The organism is Symbiobacterium ostreiconchae (assembly GCF_055396975.1).
In genome coordinates this window covers 824,402-841,583 of the sequence record NZ_AP042454.1, presented here as the reverse complement: position 1 = coordinate 841,583, position 17,182 = coordinate 824,402, and the positions used below count along the sequence as shown (strand labels likewise).

Below are 17,182 nucleotides of genomic sequence, written 5' to 3'. Positions count from 1 at the left end.
GTGGCCCTGAGTCTCCTGGAGCAGGTCAGGCGGTATCTGCGGATCGACGGGGGCGAGGACGATGATGTCCTCGCCCTGCTCATCAACGACGCCAAGGGGTACCTGGCCGACGCCGGTGTGTTGGAGATTGCCGAGCCCGATTCGTCGCAGGATCCTGAACGGGCTGAGCGGATTCGGCGGTACCTGGACAGCTACAAGCTGGCAATCATGCAGTACGTGGCCGCCAAGTATGAGAACCGGGAAGCCATCGGCGGGCGACTCGAGGTATTCTCCCTGGGGTTTGCCAGCCGGATCCCGCAGCTGCAGCTGGAGTGCCGGGCGCTGATGGGAGGTGAGACGGCGTGAGGTACGAGGTCATCCGATCGTTCAGGGACAAGTTGGACAGCGGCCGACGCTACGATCCTGGCGACACCTATGCATCGCCCACCGAGGAGCGAGCCCGGCAGCTGGTCTCCATGGGGTTCATCCGCCCTGTCGAGGTTAAGGCAGCACCGGACCAGGCCGATCCACCGCCCGAGGCTCTGCCATCCCCCGAGCATGACCAAGTCAGGCCGCGGAAGACCCGACGGGGGCGGGGTGCCGAGGGCGCGGGTGAGGTCGAATGAGGATCGGCGACCTCCGTCACCGCGTGACCATTCTGCACCAGACCGACGGTGTGGACGAGTGGGGCGCCCCGGCCCCTGGTCAGTGGGTGCCGCTCGCCACCGTCTGGGCCTGTATGGAGGGCCTCCGCGGCAACGAATACTGGCAGGCCCAGCAACTCGTCGACCAGGCAGATCACCGCATTACCATCCGGTACCGCCGGGACGTGACCGCCCAGATGAGGGTGCAGCACGACGGGAGGCTGTTCGAGATCCGGGCGGCCCTGGATCGGGACGGCCGACGCCGGTGGCTGGAACTCATCTGCCGGGAGGTGCTGCCGTGGCAAGGCGCAGCGCAAAGCCAGTCTCCGTGAGGGTCTCGGGGGCAGATGAGATCCTCCGCAACCTCAACCGGCTGCCCCCGCAGGTGCGCCGGCAGCACCTCTTGGAGGCGGTGAAGCCCGGGGCCGAGGTGATCAAGCGGGCGGTGGAGGAGAAGGCCCCCAGGGGCGAGGGCGACGCCACCTACAAGGGGCAGCCCATCGGGCACCTGGCAGACTCCATCGTGGTCGAGGGCGAGGTCATGGATGATGATGCCGTGATCTACAAGATTGGGCCTGACAAGCACCACTTCTACGCCCCGTTCGTGGAGTTCGGCCATGCCATCGTCCGGGTAACCAACCGGATCAAGAACGCGGCGGGCCGGACGATCCGGCGGGAGACCCAGGAGCTCGGCCAGGTTCCGCCTCATCCGTTCATGCGGCCGGCCTACGACGAGTCGAAAAACGAAGCGGAGCGGGCGGTGGCCCGGGAGTTGCAGAGGAGGCTGGGACTGTGACCAGGATCGAGACCCTGTTTCGCTCGCATCTGCTGGCCCATCCCGGCCTCTCGGGTATCGTGGGCAACCGAATCTACATGATCGCCCGCCCCGGCAACTCTGCCCTACCGGCCATCACCCTGCACCTGATCAGCAACCTTGATCAGCGAGACCTGGATGACGTGGCCTACATGCAGGCCCGCATCCAGGTCTCGTGTTGGGCGACGAGCTACGGCCACGCCAAGGCAGTGCCTGACGAGATCCGGGCGGCCGTGGACACGTTCCGTGCCCAGCCTGGGGTGTTGGACGCCGAGGTTGTCTACGAGCGCGAGGACTACGATGGCGAGGCCACCATCTACCACGTCCCCGTGGACGTGCTCATCAAGTACGACCAGAACGAGATAGGGGGGTAGCACATGGCCCGTTCGACTGGTTTTAAGACCAGGTTCTACATGAAGGGCGAGACCGGCGAGTGGGAGCAGATCGCCCACGTGCGGTCCATCACGCCGCCTGAGGATGAGACCGATGAGATCGAGCTCGAGGAACTGGACGGTGACGGCTACAAGGAGTTCCTGCTGGGCCTGACCGACCCCGGCGAGGCGACCGTGACGCTGAACTTCGACCCGGAGAACGAGGGGCACCTGGCCCTCATCGAGGCCAAGGAGTCCAAGGAGGCCAAGGACTTCCGCATCGTGTTGCCCAGCGGCACGTTCGGCTGGGAGTTCAAGGCGTTCGTGCGGAGCTTCGCTGTCCAGGAGATCAGCGGCTCCGAGGTCATCCAGGCCCAGGTCACGCTGCGGATCACCGGCTCCAGCGCTCCGAAGCCGATCAGCAACCCGTAAGGAGAGGGGATAGAGCATGAGCAAGCTGCTGACCCGTGAAGCCATCCTGCAGGCGCAGGATCTGCCCTATGAGGACGTAGCCGTCCCGGAGTGGGGCGGCAAGGTCCGTGTCCGGGCCCTCACCGGCGCCGAGCGCGACCGGTTCGAGGCCTCAATCGTGGAGCAGCGCGGGAAGGCCGGCCCCAGGCTGAACACCGCCAACATCCGGGCCAAGCTGGTGGCGCTCTGCTGCGTGGACGAGCAGGGCAACCGGCTGTTCTCCGATGAGGACGCCGAACTTCTGGGTCGCAAGAGCGCCGCTGCCCTGAACCGGGTCTTCGAGGTGGCGCAGCGCCTCAGCGGCCTGACCCAGGCCGACATGGAGGAGCTCGAAAAAAACTAGTCCAGCGGCCAGAGCGGCGGTTCTACTTCCGCCTGGCTCTGGCCCTGGGCATGACTGTTCGGGAGCTCCTGGCTCGCATCGACAGCCGGGAGCTCTCTGAGTGGATGGCCTACTTCAAGCTGGAGCCCTGGGGAACCGAAGTGGACGACTGGCGGGCCGGCATGATCGCTTCGGTCATCGCCAACGTCAACCGGGACCCCAAGAAGCAGAGCAAGCCATTCCAGCCGACCGACTTCATGCCCAGGCGGGCCTCGGTCGAGGACCGGGAGCAGACTGAGGAGGAGATGCTCCTCGCCATCTGGCAGATCCATGCACGGTTCCAGGCAGCGCAGAAAGCCGCGCAGAAGGGCGGCCTCCCATCCGGGGGGCCGCCTGAGCATTAGGGGAGGTGAGGCACGTGGCGACCATCGGGACGCTGGTCATCAACATCATCGGCGACTCCAGCCAGTTTCGGGACTCCATCGAGGAGTCCATCAAGACCATGCAGCGGGCCGAGCGCCAGGTGGCCAGGAGCGCCCGCAACATCGAGAAGTTGGGCCAGGGCCTCATGATCGGCCTCACCGCTCCCCTGATGCTCATCTCCGGCTACGCCACCAAGGCGGCCATCGACTGGGAGGACGCATTCGCCGGCGTCCGCAAGACGGTCGAGGGCACCGAGGAGCAGCTCGCCGAGCTCGCCCGGGGCATCCGGGATATGGCCCGGGAGATTCCAACGGCTGCGACCGAACTGGCGGACATCGCGGCCATGGCCGGCCAGCTGGGGATCCAGCGCGAGGCCATCCTGGGGTTCACGCGCACGATGGCGGACCTCGCCGTGGCCACCGACCTCGCTGGCGAGCAGGGCGCCACCGCCCTGGCCCAGTTCGCCAACGTCATGCAGATGAGCCAGCGCAACTTTGACCGCCTGGGCGCCACCATTGTGGCCCTGGGCAACAACTCCGCTACGACGGAGAGCCGCATCGCCGAGTTCGGTCAGCGCATCGCGGCCGCCGGGCGGATCGCCGGCATGGCGGAGGCCGAGGTGCTGGCTATCGGTGCGGCGATGGCGTCCGTTGGTGTCGAGGCCGAAGCGGGCGGCACGGCGGTGCAGAAGATGCTCATCGCCATGACCCAGGCCGTGGCCCAGGGGAATGAGAAGTTGGCCGTGTTCGCGGCCGCCGCTGGCATGACTGCCGACCAGTTCGCCGCACTCTGGCGGGAGGATGCCGCCCAGGCGTTCACCGCGTTCGTGGAGGGCCTGGGCCTGGCCGGGGACCAGGCGTTTGTGATCCTGCAGCGGCTGGGCATGACCGACTCCCGGCTGACAAAGGCGTTCCTCTCCCTGGCAAACGCCGGTGACCTGCTGCGCCGGACCGTTGACCTTGGCAATCGGGCCTGGGAGGAGAACACCGCCCTCGCGGCGGAGGCTGCGGAGCGGTACCGGACCCTGGCCTCGCAGCTGCGGATCAACCGTAACCGGCTCCAAGAGGTGGCGATCACCCTGGGCGAGTCCCTGGCGCCGGTGGTGGAGTCGTTCCTCGATCTCATCCAGCCCATCATCAACGGGCTCCACCGGCTGGCGACGGCGTTCTACCAGGCGCCGCCGGTCATCCGCCGCACCGTCATCGCCATGGGACTGCTGGCTGTGTCCATCGGCCCGGTGCTCTGGGGTTACTCCAAGGTGGTCACGCTGAGCGCCACGTTGATCTCCGCCAAGCGTGCCATGGTCAACTGGGTTGGCAAGCTGGTGACGGCGTTTGCCGGCCTACGGGCAGGCACCATGACCGTCGGCCAGGCTCTTGTTGGCGTGTTCGGCCGGACGGGCCTCATCGTCGGCGGAACCCTCGCTCTCGCCTCCGCGGCCGTCTATGTGGCCGCCAACTGGGATCGCTTCGCCCAGGTGGCGGCCAGGGTATGGAGCGGGATCTCTGCGGTAGTGCTCTATGCCGCCTCTCTGATGGTCCGGGGAGTCGGCATCATCGTGTCCGCCATGGGTGCCATCATCCCGGCTCTGCGCCCCGCCGGCCAGGCGATCCAGGGGTGGGCCGACGGGTTGAAGTCCTCAGCTCAGGCAGCCATGAGTGCCGCCCGGACGGCCTCGGCGGTCCAGGAGGTGGCCGACTCTGCACAGGCCACGGCTGAGGCGGGGCAGGCGGCCGCGGCCTCGCAGGAGGGGCTGGCTGAGTCCATCGAAGAGGCGTCAGCGGCGGCCAAGGGCACTTTGGCGTCGTTCGACCAGGTCCACAACATCCAGGAGGAGATGGCCGACTCCGGCCTTGCCGGCCTGGATCTGAGCCTGGCCGACATCGCCGTGCCCGAAATCGCCATGCCCGGGGGCGATATGATGGTGGCTCTCGGCGAGCAGATGCAGGCGGTGGCCTCCACCGTGTCGACCGCCTGGGAGAATGCGTCCGCGGCGATCTCGGGCGCATGGCAGCGGCTACTGGAGCGGTCCCCGCTGCTCAGGTCGGCCGTGGACGGCGTGAACCAGGCGTTCGACTGGATCCGGCAGAACTGGCCGAGCATCCAGCCTGTTGTGGAGGGTATCGCAGCGGCGCTGACGCTCACGCTGGTGCCGGCGCTCATCCGGGCCGGTCTGGAGGCCACAATCGCAGGCGGGAAGATGGTGGCCGCGTGGGCGGCTGCGGGCGCGTCGGCTGTGGCTCAGGGTGCCAAGGTTGTTGGGCAGGTCATCACCGTGGCCGCCCGGTGGGCCTGGATGGGGATTCAGGCCACGGTCAACGCCGCGCGCATGGCGACCGCCTGGGGTGTCGCGATGGGACCGGTAGGCTGGGTTATCCTCGCCGTCGCCGCCGTGGGTGCCGCCCTGGTGGCGCTCTGGGCGACGAATGAGGATTTCCGCAACGCCGTCATCGCCGCCTGGGAGTGGATCAAGGCCCGGGCCGCGGTGATCTGGGACGGGATCCGGGCGGGCCTCGCTGCGGTGTGGGGCTGGATCTCCACCGCAGGCCCGGCCGCGTGGGCCTGGCTCTCTGCTGAGTTGTTGCCCCTGTGGCAGGTGGCGCGGGACGCGGCTGTTGACATCTGGGGTTCCCTGTCCGAGACGCTGCTGTGGCTCTGGGGCCTACTCAGGGATACCGGCATCTCCATCTGGACCGAGCTGTCGCTGACCCTGCAGCCTATCTGGGCGGCGATGCAGGAGGCTCTGATCCTCTCGTGGCAGCTGATCAGCACGGTCCTGCAGGCCATATGGCAGGCGATCTCCGCGGTGGCCATGGCCGTGTGGGACGCCCTCCGGGCTTGGTGGGAGGACTGGGGCGCTTCGGTCCTGGCGATCCTCTCCGCCGTCTGGGAGCAGATCAAGCTGATGATCGAGACGACCATCTACCTGATCCGAGACATCCTGGGGCTGGTGCTCGCCCTGATCCGCGGTGACTGGGAGGAGGCCTGGAACCGGGTTAAGTCGATCGCTGAGACGGTCTGGAACTTCATCCTGGGCACCGCTCAGAACGTCGCCGCCGTCCTGGCCGCCGTGTGGCAGGGTGTGGCGAACACCCTGCAGCGGCTCTGGGAGGGGATCCAGTCGGTTGCCCTGTCGGTGTGGAAGGGCATCGCCAACGGGGTTATCCGGTTCATTAACGGGATCATCAACGGGATCAACCAGATGATCCGGGCTCTGAACAACCTCAAGTTCAGCATCCCCGACTGGGTACCGGTGCTCGGCGGCAAGTCGTTTGGGCTGAATCTGAGCACCATCAGCACCATCCCCTATCTGGCCCGGGGCGGCAACATCGTCGGCACCGGCCTGGCCGTCGTGGGCGAGGCCGGTGCCGAGCTCCTGGAACTCCCCCGGGGTGCCCGGGTGACTCCCCTGTCCGGCGGCCGCGGCGGGGCCCTGTCCGATGAGGTAGGCAACGCCGTTTACCAGGCCGTTCGGGCCGCGTTCCGTGAGGCGTCCACCCAGCAGCGGCAGGGCACCCGGCAGGAGATCACCCTGCAGATCGACGGCCGGACGTTTGCCCGACTGCTGCTGCCCCTGATCGACGCCGAGACGGAGCGGCAGGGGTTCCGTTTCGTCCGGGTGCAGGAGGTGTAGCCCCATGGCACTCGTCACGATCAACGGGCAGGCCGTCACGCCGAACCCGAGCGATTGTAAGGTGGGCCACTTCTGGCTGACGAAGGCCGGGCGCGCGGCGTCCGGCCTCATGCTGATGGAGCGGATCGCCAAGAAGCGGACGGTCACGCTCTCCTGGGACGCGATCCGTGAGGACCACCTGAAGGCGATCCTGGACAACCTGGACAGCCGGACGTTCCACACCGTCACCTACCCGGACCCGCAGGGAGACGATGGCAAGGCCGCCATCACGGCCTATGTGGGCGACATCAAGATGGACCGCTACCACACCCGAAACGGGTACCGGTGGTGGATCGACGTTGAGATCCCCCTGATCGAGAGGTGAGATCCCGATGAGACAGGTCAGTCAGGCGTTCCTGGAGGCGATGGTGGCGCCGGAGCGGCAGGTGACCGCCCGGGTGACCATCGACTACACGGATCCCGAGATCGACCAGAGCATCGAGGTCTCCGCCTCCGATCAGGGGGCGATCTCGTATCCCGAGCAGACCGCCGACGCGGTGCAGGACCCGCCGTACAAGTGGGCCTCGCTGGACGGCTCCTGGGTGCTGGACGGCACCTACCACCTGATTCCAGACACTCCCGATGATGCCGCCCGGTACCAGGTTGGCTGGTGGGGCGCAACTTTGGCCGGCGCCGACGGAGCGTTCTCTGCGCCGTACCCAACGCTGACCGTGACGTTTCTTCCCCGGCCGGTCCACTCCCTCAAAGTGGTGGGCGATAGCGCCCGCCAGGAGTGGCCGGTCGATTTCGTGATCCGCCTCTACAACGCCGAGGGCGCCCTGCTCCATGAGGAGGTTGTCACCGGCAATACGGAGGTGGCGTGGGCCCGACCACTGGAGGAACCCATCACCTCCGTGACCCGAATGGAGCTGGAGATCCGGCGCTGGTCGCACGAAGATCGCGTGGTAAAGATCTTGGAGTTCTTCACCTCCGTCCAGCAGACGTACCTGGCGGGTGACATCCTGGAGATCAGTCTGCTCGAGGAGCGGGAGGTCTCGCAGAACACCCTCCCGGTGGGCTCGATCTCTGCCAACGAAATCAAGATCCGCCTGTCCAACGAGGACAGACGGTTCGATGCCAACAACGCACAGTCGCCCCTCTACGAGCTCCTGAAACCGAACCGCCGGATCAGGGCCTGGTTGGCCGCCGTGCTTCCCGATGGGACGGAGGAGTACGTGCCCCTTGGCCTGTTCTGGTCGACCGAGTGGCAGGCTGAGGACGACACCGTGGAGGCCTCGGTGGTGGCCCGGGACCGGCTGGAGCTCCTGCGGAAGTCCACGTACCAGACCTCCCAGGTCTTGCAGAACACCAACCTGCATGATCTGGCCGTGCTGGTACTCGCCGATGCCGGACTGGACCCGGAGGAGTACTGGGTCGACCCGGCTCTGCAGCAGATTCGGGTGCCCTATGCCTGGTTCGATCCGGTCTCCCATCGGGAGGCTCTGCGAATCATCGCGGAGGCCGGTCTGGCCCAGGTCTACTGCGACAGGGACGGTGTGGTCCGGATGGAGCGGCAGCCGGCCGGCGGGGCCCCGGTGCTGGAGATCACGGCCGACGACTACTACCGCCTGAGCAACCCGATGAGGCCGAACCAGGTGGCGAACGAGGTGATCGTGAGCACCTCGCCCCTGCGGCCGGCGGACGTGCCCGAGGAGGTCTACCGGTCGAACGAGCCCATCATGGTTCCGGCAGGGAAGGCAGTCACCGTGACCGTCTACTACCAGAAGACCCCGGTGATCGACGCCATCGCATCCTTGGACGGGGCCCCGGCCGGGGTTGCCATTACTCAGGCCACTTACTATGGCTGGGGCGCCGAGGTGACGATCCAGAACACCGGCGGAACCGATGCCGACGTGATCCTGGTGGTCATCGGCCGGCCTCTTTCGGTGCAGAACCGGGAGCGGGCCGTCGCCCGGGACGAGGCCTCGATAATCGAGAACGGCGTCCTGCGCTATGAGTTCCCGGCCAACCCTTTGGTGCAGTCCCTGGCCGTGGCCCAGGAGATCGCCAACCGGGTGCTCGCCTCGGCCAAAGATCCACGCCGAGACCTGGAGATCGACTGGCGGGGTAACCCGGCCCTGGAACTTGGGGATGTGGTGAAGGTGAAGGGCAGGAACTACGCCGTGATCCGCCAGGAGATCAACTGGGCCGGGGCCCTGTCGGCCTACATGACCGGAAGGAGGGTGTCATAAATGCCCTACACCCCAAAGACCAACTGGACACCGATGGACGCCCCCGGGCCCTCCGATTTCAACCGGATCGAGCAGGGCATCGCTGACGCAACGGTAGCCGCTGAGGTGGCCCAGGCAGCGGCCGACGCGGCGCAGGATACCGCCGATCAGGCCCTGGCCGCGGCGGGAGTGGCTCACTCGACGGCCAACGCGGCGCAGCAGACGGCCGACACCGCGCTGTCCGCGGCGCAATCGGCCGGGCAGGCGGCTGCGAACGCCCAAGCCACTGCCGATTCCGCTACTGCCCTGGCTGGTATCGCGGCTGACAGTGGCCTTGTGGTCGAGGCGGTCCTCCCGGTCGAGGGGGCAGAGCCTGAGCAGGTGCTGACCTCGGCCGGCCCTGCCGTCCGGTTCGCTGCCGGCGCCGTCCAGTCGGTCCAGTTCTGCCGGGTCTGGCCGTTCGATGGGCCGTTGCACATGGAACTGGTGCTGGCCGCCGACCTGGCCGATGCAGGCTCCTTTGTCGTGCAGGTCGGCTGGCAGGTGAACGGCGGTGCTGTAACCAACGTGACCCGGATCGTCACGCCTGGAGCTCTAACCGACCTCTACACCGCCGACCTGGGCGAGATCGTCCCCGCGGCATCGCTCCCGGCCGGGGCCATGGTGACCATCACGCTTTCCCGGGTTGGTACTAATGTTGCGGACACACACCCGGGAGCCTGCCTGATCTACCACTGCCGCCTACGGAGGGGGTGACGCGGCGTGCTGTTGATGGGCAAAGGCGGAGCCAAGATCAAGTCGGTGCAGACCGGAACGACCAACTTCGGCAATAACGACAGAAACGTAACGGCCACGATCGACGCCGTTGACTTGACAAAGACGTTTGTGATAGCCGACTACCGTGGTGGCGGTGAGAACCTGTCGTCCCTCATGTGCACCGCTGCTCTCACCTCCCCAACAACCCTTAGCTTCCAGCGGGAGACCGCCGATGGCAATTGTACCATATACTGGCAGGTGATCGAGCTCGAAGGGAATGCAAGTGTTCAGTCATTTGCAACCACGTTTACTGCTACATCGACCAACGTCACCATCTCTAAGGTGGACCCGGCGCGGGCGTTTGTTGTGACTACATGCAGGACGAAAAGCAACGCCACCGGGTTCAGCGCCGAGGCGGGCCATCGGGTTCGAAGCGTGATACAGTCAAACGGCACAACTGTTGCCCTTTCACGCCTCGCCAGCTCGGTTGAAACGACTGTCGTCGGGTTTGTGGTGGAGGTGAAGTGACGTGTTTGTCTGTGCTCAACTCGATCGAAATGATATTTGCATCACCGTAGCCAGGTTGAAGGGGGAAATCGAGGAGCCGAATATCATACCCTTGGGCGACATTGACGAGTGGCGGGATGACCTGCTGGGGAAGAAGTATAATCGTGAGACTGGCCAGTTCATCGAGGTAGAACCGACTGAAGAAGAGGCGTCCGGCGAGTAGACCGGGCGCCTCTCCTATTGGGGAGGTGAGCGCGTGGGACGCATCATCATCCGCGACCCTGACTGGTGCGACGACTACGTGAGGCCGCACCCGAACGGGGTGCATGGCGTCTACCGCCTATCGTACCTTGGCTCCGGCTGTCCACTCGGTCCACGGGAAGCGACGAATCAGGTCACGCCGGAACTGGTGCTGGATTCCCTCCAGAGGCTCCAGGAGCGATTCCCCCTGGGCGCCCTCGGGGGGTACGAGATCCTCTGCACTGGTCGGCAGTTGTTTGCATATGACGACGACCCGGCTTCAGGCTACGCCTCCGGCATCCGGGCCCCCGGGTGGATCGCCCTGTCGTGGCGCTCCTATGAGGACCTGGACGACCTACTCGCCCACGAGCTGGCCCACGCCCTGGCGGATCATCTGTCCGACACCCAGATGGAGTACATCTGGCGGGAGCTCGGGCAGGAGCCCGGAGATAGGCTGGACGCCAGGTGGGAGCGTCGGCCGCAGGAGCGGCTGGCCGAGTACCTGTCGGCGGCCCTGTGGGGGACGCCCATCGACAGCAGGGTCCTGGCCGCCAACGATCCTGACCCGACGCCGGAGGTGCTCGCCCGCCTCCGTGATCTGGTGGGGCCCATGCTCCTATCCCACGGCCCGGCCCGGGTGACCATCGGTGATGTGCCCCTCATCGAGATCACCATCGGGGCGACCACGGCCATCGTGGATGGGCGTGAGGTGCAGCTGGACGTGCCCGCGCAGATCATCGACGGGCGCACGTTGGTGCCCCTGCGGTTCGTGGCGGAGCAACTGGGGCACCGGGTGGACTGGCAGCCAAAACCGGGGCCCGTCCGGAAGGTCCTGATCTACTAGGAGGTGACGACACATGCACGCGCATGACTGGTTCCGACCGGTTGCGGCCGCCGTGGGGGCCGCGCTCAGCTACCTGTTCGGGGGGTGGAATGCGCTGTTGGGGGTGCTTCTGGCCTTCGTGGTGGCTGATTATGCCACCGGGGTGCTCGCTGCTGCGGTGGAGGGCCGTCTGAGCAGCGCCGTCGGGATGCGTGGAATCGCCAGGAAGGTCATGATCTTCCTCATCGTGGCGCTGGCCCACCTTGCCGACACCGTTCTGGGCGACAGCCATATGATCCGTGATGCGACGATTTTCTGGTACATCGCCAACGAACTCCTCTCAATCGTGGAGAACGCCGGCCGGATTGGGGTGCCCATCCCGCCGGCGATTTCGCGTGCGGTCGAGATCCTGCGGGGCAAGGGCGAGGGGCAGGCGACCGAGAGATGAGGATCACCCCCGATCTACTCCCGGACGATCATCCGTTGACCCAACTGCCGATGACCCCTCGGTATATCACCATCCACGACACAGGCAACCCCGCCCGGGGCGCTAACGCCGAAATGCACGGCCGGTACCTGAGGAGCCAGGAGGCCATCGAGCGGGGGGTGTCATGGCACTTCACCGTCGACGACCGGGAGATCCGCCAGCACCTGCCCCTGGACCGCAACGGCTGGCACGCCGGTGATGGGTGGGACGGGCCTGGCAACCGGCAGTCCATCGCCATCGAGATCTGCGAAAACAGCGACGGCGACCGGGCGGCGGCAGAGGCCAACGCGGCGATGCTGGTGGCCCACCTGGTGCGCACTGTGCCGAGCCTGCTGCCGTTCCCTGAGTGCGTGGTGCAGCACAACCGCTGGAGCGGGAAGAACTGCCCCCGGGTGCTCCGGGGGCGTCCTGACGGATGGGAGGGATTCATCGCCATGGTCAGGCAGTATCTGCAGTCGGAGGAGCGGCAGCCGGTACCCATCCGGGATGCCGCCGGCCGGACGCTGGCGACCGGCTGGCTCGACGGCAGCACCACAGTCGTTCCTCTCCGGGAGCTGGCCGAGGCCCTTGGCCTCCGGGTGGAGTGGATCCAGGAGGAGCGGGCGGTGACGCTGCGGTGGCCCGGGCGGGCGTAACCGAGTACCGAGTGGTCATCCCCGGCCGGCCGGTGCCCGCCCAGCGCATGACGCAGCGGAGCAAATGGAGCCGGCGCTCCCAACGGTCGCTGACCTATCAGCGGCTGGTGGCTCAGGCCGCTCTCGCCGCCCGGCTGCCCCGGCCCCTGCCGTGGGAGTATGTCCGGCTGGAGGCGGCTGTCTACCTCCGGCCCACCCGCATCGGCCGCCTGCCGGGTAACCGTGGCGACGCCGACAACTACCTGAAAGCCCTTGCCGACGGCCTCCAGTATGCCGGTGTTCTGGGCAACGACAAGAGCGTGATCGAGGAGTCGATTCGGATACGGCCCGCCCTCGACGGTGAGGAGCGGGCTGAAGTCGTTCTGAGGGAGGCGATCCTGTGAACGAGCTGCAGGTGTTGTTCGAGTTCCTGGCCTCGCAGCTGCCCGAGGCGGTGCTGACCCAGGCCCTCGCATACACGGCCGTCACTGCGGCCCTGGTTGGCCTGCTCCGGCGCATCCCCTGGATCGAGGAACGCAAGCAGGTGGCTGCCCCCACTGCGGCCTTGGTGATCGGGCAGGTATTCGGCTGGGTGATCGTCGGGTTCAACCCGGGCCAGTGGCTGGTAGCCACCGGAGCCGGCCTGGTGATCGCGCTGGCCGCCATCGGCGGGTACAGCGGTACGAAGAACGTGGTGCAGAGCGCCCGGCGGGACGCGGCATAGAGGAGCGACGAAGCCCCCATCTCCTACGTGGAGGTGGGGGCCCTTCCTGTCTCACTCGCCTCTGTAGTCATGTCTCGTCAAAAAGTGGGCCGGCGTGTTGGCCGGCCCATGGAGAGTAGAACCCCTCCCTACCTGGTCAGTACGGTGGGGAAGCGTCACTGAGTTCGCGCGAACTCCTCTATCCTTTTTCTAAGTCGTAATGATAGACTATTCGTTTAGAAAGGGGGAGTTATTATGGAACAGCAGGCATCAACGCAGATGCATGAGGTCCGATGGTACCATCGAAAGTGGTTCGTCGTTCTGATGATCCTGCTCTTCTGGCCGGTGGGCCTGTATCTCCTCTGGACCTCACCGGAGACGCAGCGGTCTGGTCGCATCGCCTGGACGGTGATCGTCGCTCTGATAGCACTGGTGCAGCTGAACACCATGTTTGGGGGTGACGAGCAGCAGGTCGGAACAACGCCGGTGGTCGCACAGCCGGCGCAGACGCCTGCGCCGACACGTGAACCCGAACCGGCTGTCTCCGAGGAACCTACTGTCCAGGAGCCAGCCAACCACGAAACTGCTATCGAGGAACCAGTCGCAACAGATGACCGTCCTGCTACCGAGTCTGAGCCGACCTGGCAGGTGACGCACGAATGGCGTGGCAGTGGGAGGAAGTCGACGGAAACTTTCCAGGTCGAACGTCGTGAGTGGCGCATCAGCTGGGAGGCTACGAACGAGCAGGTTGCGGGTATCCTGCAGGTGTTCGTGTTCGAGGAGAACGGAACCCCGGTTGATGTTGCGGTCAACCACATGGGCACGGGCGCCGATACAACGTACGTTAGAGGGCGGCCCGGAGGCCGCTACTACCTGGAAATCAACGCGGCGAACATCGACTGGGTGGTGCGGGTGGAGGAACTGCGGTGACTCTTTGTAGCCACCGTTGTAGCCACCGGAGCACGATTGAGGCCCATGGGATTTCCGGAGGCGAACACGAAACGTCGCATCCCACAAGCATTCATGGACACCCCACCGAACGCCACTAAAGATATGTACGAGACTTAAAATCTTGGGGCCGCAGCGGCCGTGCGGGTTCGAGTCCCGCCTCGGGCACCAACAGACACAAGGGCTGCAGGGTTTGTACCCCTGCAGCCCTTGTCGCATCCCCGGGCGCTGCACCGCACGCGTGGATAGCCCTTTGGTATGCATGACGCAAACAGCGCATACCCCGCTAGTCTCACGGCGCACATGGTAGACTTTGGGATTCGGTGCTGGGAAGAAATGTAACCCTTTGGAGGCCGCTGACCCTTTGTGCGCAGTTCGGCCGCGCGAAGGCCCCTGCGCGCTGGAAATGGGTACCATCGAAGCATACCCGGCGAAATGCAGCGGGGGTAGGATAGATATTGGCAGTTCGTAAACACCAGTCGATAGAGTACAGGGCCTGGCGATGCACAAAGGGGGTGGAGTGCATGCGCATCCGGCTCTACGGCCTTCTGCGCGAAGCGGCAGAACGGAAGACGGCGGTGGACGTGGACGTGTGCGAAGGGGATACCGTCGGCAGCCTGCTGGAGCGGCTGGTGACGACGTACCCGCGCATGCGTCCGCTTTTGTTTGAGCGCCCGGGCGTTCTGTTCCGCCACGTGATGATCGTGAAGAACGGCCGCGATATCCGCCACGCCGACGGCCTGAACACCCCCGTCCAGCCTGACGACGACATGGCCGTCTTCCCGCCCAGCGCCGGCGGGTAGCGCGGGCCCGAAACGGCAGCGCACCCCCGTGCGTGAAGGTCGATTTGTGAAATCCGGCACATGCCGCGGCGTCTCCCGTTCCAAGCACTTGAAAAGGGGTGGAAGTGGATGGCCAAGATGCTCCTGATCACACCGGACATCTGCACTGGCTGTCACTCCTGCGAGATTGCCTGCTCGCAGGAGCACGAGGGGTACTACGTACCCTCCAAGTCCCGGGTGACCGTGTACACCTGGGAAGATGAACTGGTCTCCGTTCCGATGATGTGTGTCCAGTGTGAAGATGCCTTCTGCATGAAGGCCTGCCCCGTGGGCGCCATCAGCCGCGACGAGGCCACCGGCGCCATGATCGTCGACCACGGCAAGTGCATCCGCTGCAAGATGTGCATGCAGGCCTGCCCCTTCGGCGGCACCTCCTTCGACCCTGTGGAGAGCCGGATCCTGAAGTGCGACCTGTGCGGCGGGGACCCGGAGTGCGTCAAGTACTGCCCGAGCGGCGCGCTCAAGTACGTGGACGCCAGCCGGGCCACCATCGAACGCAAGCGGGCGTACGCCGCCCGACTCAAGGCCGCAGTGGGGGTGAAGTAGATCATGTATGCCTACTCAGGGAAGATTCTGCGCGTGGACCTGACCGCCGGGACGATCAAGACCGAGTACATCCAGCCCAAGGTGGCCCGCCAGTACATCGGCTGCCGCGGCATGGGGACCTACTACTGGATGAAGGAATGCGACCCCACCGTGGACCCGCTGAGCCCCGAGAACAAGCTGCTCTTCTTCACCGGTCCGCTGACCGGCACCGCGGCCCCTTCCGCCGGCCGCTACAACGTCATCACCAAGAGCCCGCTCACCGGCGCGATCGCCGCCTCCAACTCGGGCGGTTACTGGGGGCCGGAGCTGAAGTTCGCCGGCTGGGACGGCATCATCTTCGAGGGCAGGGCCGAGAAGCCCGTCTACCTCTGGATCGAGGATGACCACGTGGAGCTGCGCTCCGCCGAGCACCTGTGGGGCAAGACCGTGTTCGAGACCACGGATGCGATCAGGGAGGAGACCGATCCGGACGCCCGGGTGACGTGCATCGGCCCCGCCGGCGAGAAACTGGCGCTGCTGGCCGTGATCGTCAACGACTACAACCGGGCGGCCGGCCGCAGCGGCGTCGGCGCCGTGATGGGCTCCAAGAACCTGAAGGCGATCGCCGTGCGCGGCCACGGCGGCGTGGAGGTGGCCGATCCCGAGGGCTTCAAGATCTTCGCCGAGCGCGACCGCAAGCTGATGAAGGACGACCCGGTGGCCGGCGGCGGCCTGCCGGCCTACGGCACCATGATCCTGGTCAACATTCTGAACGAACTGGGCGGCCTGCCCACCCGGAACTGGCGCGACTCCGGCCAGTGGTCCAAGGCCGAACTCACCAGCGGCGAGACCCTGGCGGAGAAGTACCTGGTGCGGAACAAGGGCTGCTGGGGCTGCAACATCGACTGCGGCCGCGTGACCAAGGTCCCCGAGGGGCCGTTCAAGAGCTTCGGCGAGGGGCCCGAGTACGAGGCCGGCTGGTCCTACGGCGCCGACTGCGGCGTCAGCGACCTGGGCGCCATCTGCAAGGCCAACTTCCTGTGCAACGAGCTGGGCCTCGACCCGATCTCGGTGGGCTCCACCATCGCCTGCGCCATGGAGCTGTACGAGAACGGCTACATCACCATCGAGGAGACCGGCATCCCGCTCAATTTCGGGAATGCCCACGCCATCGTCGAGCTGACCCGGATGATCGGCTACCGGGAGGGCTTCGGCGACATCGCCTCCGAGGGCTCGTACCGGCTGGCCAGCCGCTACGGCCACCCTGAGCTGTCCATGTCCGTGAAGAAGCAGGAGATGCCCGCTTACGACGGGCGGGCCATCCAGGGCATCGGCCTCAACTACGCCACCTCCAACCGCGGCGGCTGCCACGTGCGCGGCTACACCATCTCGCCCGAGGTGCTGGGCGTGCCCGAGAAGCTTGACCCGCAGTCGATCGACGAGAAGCCCCAGTGGGTGAAGACCTTCCAGGACCTCACCGCCGCCGTGGACTCCGCCGGCATCTGCCTCTTCACCACCTTCGCCTTCGGCGCGCCGCAGATCGCCGACGAACTGCGCGCCGCCACGGGTTTCGACTACACCGTGGAAGAGCTGATGCAGGCTGGCGAGCGCATCTGGAACCTGGAGCGGCAGTTCAACCTGAAGGCCGGGTTCACCAAGAAGGACGACACGCTGCCGCCGCGCCTCCTGAAGGAGCCCATCAAGTTCGGGCCGATGAAGGGGAACGTGAGCCGGCTGGAGGAGATGCTGCCCAGGTACTACGAGGCGCGCGGCTGGGATGAGGAAGGCAGGCCCACCCGGGAGAAGCTGGCGGAACTCGACCTGGTCGAATTTGCCTGAGCCTGCCCCTGACGGGCCGCCCTGTGGGCG

Annotated in this window: 22 protein-coding genes; all 22 read left to right on the top strand. The window is 66.1% G+C overall.

Features of this window, described 5'->3' with window-relative positions; translation table 11 throughout:
* Complete coding sequence (locus ACZ5UM_RS04120) at positions 1-345, top strand: head-tail connector protein (protein ID WP_464847096.1); 345 nt, start codon at positions 1-3, stop codon at positions 343-345.
* A gap of 256 nt (positions 346-601) precedes the next feature.
* Positions 602-955 carry a phage head closure protein gene (locus tag ACZ5UM_RS04115; protein WP_464847095.1) on the top strand — a complete coding sequence of 118 codons (354 nt, stop codon included), beginning with the start codon at positions 602-604 and terminating at the stop codon, positions 953-955.
* The gene (locus ACZ5UM_RS04110; RefSeq protein WP_464847094.1) at positions 922-1,419 is read left to right on the top strand and encodes an HK97-gp10 family putative phage morphogenesis protein; all 498 of its coding nucleotides are present in this window, start codon (positions 922-924) and stop codon (positions 1,417-1,419) included. The genes ACZ5UM_RS04115 and ACZ5UM_RS04110 overlap by 34 nt, the downstream gene beginning before the upstream one ends.
* Complete coding sequence (gene gp17, locus ACZ5UM_RS04105; protein WP_464847093.1) at positions 1,416-1,811, top strand: tail completion protein gp17; 396 nt, start codon at positions 1,416-1,418, stop codon at positions 1,809-1,811. Before ACZ5UM_RS04110 ends, gp17 begins: the two co-directional genes overlap by 4 nt.
* A 3-nt stretch (positions 1,812-1,814) precedes the next feature.
* On the top strand, positions 1,815-2,240 hold the full coding sequence (locus ACZ5UM_RS04100) for a phage tail tube protein (protein WP_464847092.1): 426 nt from the start codon (positions 1,815-1,817) through the stop codon (positions 2,238-2,240).
* Between the two features lie 16 nt (positions 2,241-2,256).
* Positions 2,257-2,622: a hypothetical protein gene (locus ACZ5UM_RS04095; RefSeq protein WP_464847091.1), complete on the top strand. Its 366-nt coding sequence runs from the start codon at positions 2,257-2,259 to the stop codon at positions 2,620-2,622.
* A 50-nt stretch (positions 2,623-2,672) separates the two neighbouring features.
* Positions 2,673-3,005 carry a phage tail assembly protein T gene (locus ACZ5UM_RS04090; protein ID WP_464847090.1) on the top strand — a complete coding sequence of 111 codons (333 nt, stop codon included), beginning with the start codon at positions 2,673-2,675 and terminating at the stop codon, positions 3,003-3,005.
* Between the two features lie 14 nt (positions 3,006-3,019).
* Positions 3,020-6,658: a phage tail tape measure protein gene (locus ACZ5UM_RS04085; protein WP_464847089.1), complete on the top strand. Its 3,639-nt coding sequence runs from the start codon at positions 3,020-3,022 to the stop codon at positions 6,656-6,658.
* Positions 6,659-6,662: 4 nt separating this feature from the next.
* The gene (locus ACZ5UM_RS04080; protein ID WP_464847088.1) at positions 6,663-7,022 is read left to right on the top strand and encodes a hypothetical protein; all 360 of its coding nucleotides are present in this window, start codon (positions 6,663-6,665) and stop codon (positions 7,020-7,022) included.
* A 7-nt stretch (positions 7,023-7,029) separates the two neighbouring features.
* Positions 7,030-8,889, top strand: coding sequence for a hypothetical protein (locus tag ACZ5UM_RS04075; RefSeq protein WP_464847087.1), 1,860 nt, complete (start codon positions 7,030-7,032; stop codon positions 8,887-8,889).
* Positions 8,890-9,624 (top strand): hypothetical protein, encoded by a 735-nt coding sequence (locus ACZ5UM_RS04070; RefSeq protein WP_464847086.1) that lies wholly within the window; start codon positions 8,890-8,892, stop codon positions 9,622-9,624.
* 6 nt (positions 9,625-9,630) lie between these two features.
* Positions 9,631-10,152, top strand: a complete 522-nt coding sequence (locus ACZ5UM_RS04065) for a hypothetical protein (protein WP_464847085.1) — start codon at positions 9,631-9,633, stop codon at positions 10,150-10,152.
* A 1-nt stretch (position 10,153) separates the two neighbouring features.
* Positions 10,154-10,354 carry a hypothetical protein gene (locus ACZ5UM_RS04060; protein ID WP_464847084.1) on the top strand — a complete coding sequence of 67 codons (201 nt, stop codon included), beginning with the start codon at positions 10,154-10,156 and terminating at the stop codon, positions 10,352-10,354.
* Between the two features lie 33 nt (positions 10,355-10,387).
* Positions 10,388-11,215 (top strand): copper amine oxidase N-terminal domain-containing protein, encoded by an 828-nt coding sequence (locus tag ACZ5UM_RS04055; protein WP_464847083.1) that lies wholly within the window; start codon positions 10,388-10,390, stop codon positions 11,213-11,215.
* A gap of 13 nt (positions 11,216-11,228) precedes the next feature.
* Positions 11,229-11,642 (top strand): phage holin family protein, encoded by a 414-nt coding sequence (locus tag ACZ5UM_RS04050; RefSeq protein WP_464847082.1) that lies wholly within the window; start codon positions 11,229-11,231, stop codon positions 11,640-11,642.
* Between the two features lie 35 nt (positions 11,643-11,677).
* Positions 11,678-12,316 (top strand): peptidoglycan recognition protein family protein, encoded by a 639-nt coding sequence (locus ACZ5UM_RS04045; protein WP_464847081.1) that lies wholly within the window; start codon positions 11,678-11,680, stop codon positions 12,314-12,316.
* Positions 12,298-12,699 carry a RusA family crossover junction endodeoxyribonuclease gene (locus ACZ5UM_RS04040; protein WP_464847080.1) on the top strand — a complete coding sequence of 134 codons (402 nt, stop codon included), beginning with the start codon at positions 12,298-12,300 and terminating at the stop codon, positions 12,697-12,699. Before ACZ5UM_RS04045 ends, ACZ5UM_RS04040 begins: the two co-directional genes overlap by 19 nt.
* Positions 12,696-13,019 (top strand): hypothetical protein, encoded by a 324-nt coding sequence (locus tag ACZ5UM_RS04035; RefSeq protein ID WP_464847079.1) that lies wholly within the window; start codon positions 12,696-12,698, stop codon positions 13,017-13,019. Before ACZ5UM_RS04040 ends, ACZ5UM_RS04035 begins: the two co-directional genes overlap by 4 nt.
* A gap of 234 nt (positions 13,020-13,253) precedes the next feature.
* On the top strand, positions 13,254-13,928 hold the full coding sequence (locus tag ACZ5UM_RS04030) for a hypothetical protein (protein ID WP_464847078.1): 675 nt from the start codon (positions 13,254-13,256) through the stop codon (positions 13,926-13,928).
* Between the two features lie 542 nt (positions 13,929-14,470).
* Positions 14,471-14,749, top strand: a complete 279-nt coding sequence (locus tag ACZ5UM_RS04025) for a ubiquitin-like small modifier protein 1 (protein ID WP_464847077.1) — start codon at positions 14,471-14,473, stop codon at positions 14,747-14,749.
* 108 nt (positions 14,750-14,857) lie between these two features.
* Complete coding sequence (locus tag ACZ5UM_RS04020; RefSeq protein ID WP_464847076.1) at positions 14,858-15,334, top strand: 4Fe-4S dicluster domain-containing protein; 477 nt, start codon at positions 14,858-14,860, stop codon at positions 15,332-15,334.
* A 3-nt stretch (positions 15,335-15,337) separates the two neighbouring features.
* On the top strand, positions 15,338-17,152 hold the full coding sequence (locus tag ACZ5UM_RS04015; RefSeq protein ID WP_464847075.1) for an aldehyde ferredoxin oxidoreductase family protein: 1,815 nt from the start codon (positions 15,338-15,340) through the stop codon (positions 17,150-17,152).
* Positions 17,153-17,182: the final 30 nt, after the last annotated feature.

Excerpts from the sequence above, each read along its gene's own strand:
- ACZ5UM_RS04115 (WP_464847095.1), top strand. The coding sequence starts at position 602 with ATGAGGATCGGCGACCTCCGTCACCGCGTGACCATTCTGCACCAGACC.
- ACZ5UM_RS04100 (WP_464847092.1), top strand. The coding sequence starts at position 1,815 with ATGGCCCGTTCGACTGGTTTTAAGACCAGGTTCTACATGAAGGGCGAG.
- ACZ5UM_RS04095 (WP_464847091.1), top strand. The coding sequence starts at position 2,257 with ATGAGCAAGCTGCTGACCCGTGAAGCCATCCTGCAGGCGCAGGATCTG.
- ACZ5UM_RS04090 (WP_464847090.1), top strand. The coding sequence starts at position 2,673 with ATGACTGTTCGGGAGCTCCTGGCTCGCATCGACAGCCGGGAGCTCTCT.
- ACZ5UM_RS04080 (WP_464847088.1), top strand. The coding sequence starts at position 6,663 with ATGGCACTCGTCACGATCAACGGGCAGGCCGTCACGCCGAACCCGAGC.
- ACZ5UM_RS04075 (WP_464847087.1), top strand. The coding sequence starts at position 7,030 with ATGAGACAGGTCAGTCAGGCGTTCCTGGAGGCGATGGTGGCGCCGGAG.
- ACZ5UM_RS04070 (WP_464847086.1), top strand. The coding sequence starts at position 8,890 with ATGCCCTACACCCCAAAGACCAACTGGACACCGATGGACGCCCCCGGG.
- ACZ5UM_RS04050 (WP_464847082.1), top strand. The coding sequence starts at position 11,229 with ATGCACGCGCATGACTGGTTCCGACCGGTTGCGGCCGCCGTGGGGGCC.
- ACZ5UM_RS04030 (WP_464847078.1), top strand. The coding sequence starts at position 13,254 with ATGGAACAGCAGGCATCAACGCAGATGCATGAGGTCCGATGGTACCAT.
- ACZ5UM_RS04025 (WP_464847077.1), top strand. The coding sequence starts at position 14,471 with ATGCGCATCCGGCTCTACGGCCTTCTGCGCGAAGCGGCAGAACGGAAG.
- ACZ5UM_RS04020 (WP_464847076.1), top strand. The coding sequence starts at position 14,858 with ATGGCCAAGATGCTCCTGATCACACCGGACATCTGCACTGGCTGTCAC.
- ACZ5UM_RS04015 (WP_464847075.1), top strand. The coding sequence starts at position 15,338 with ATGTATGCCTACTCAGGGAAGATTCTGCGCGTGGACCTGACCGCCGGG.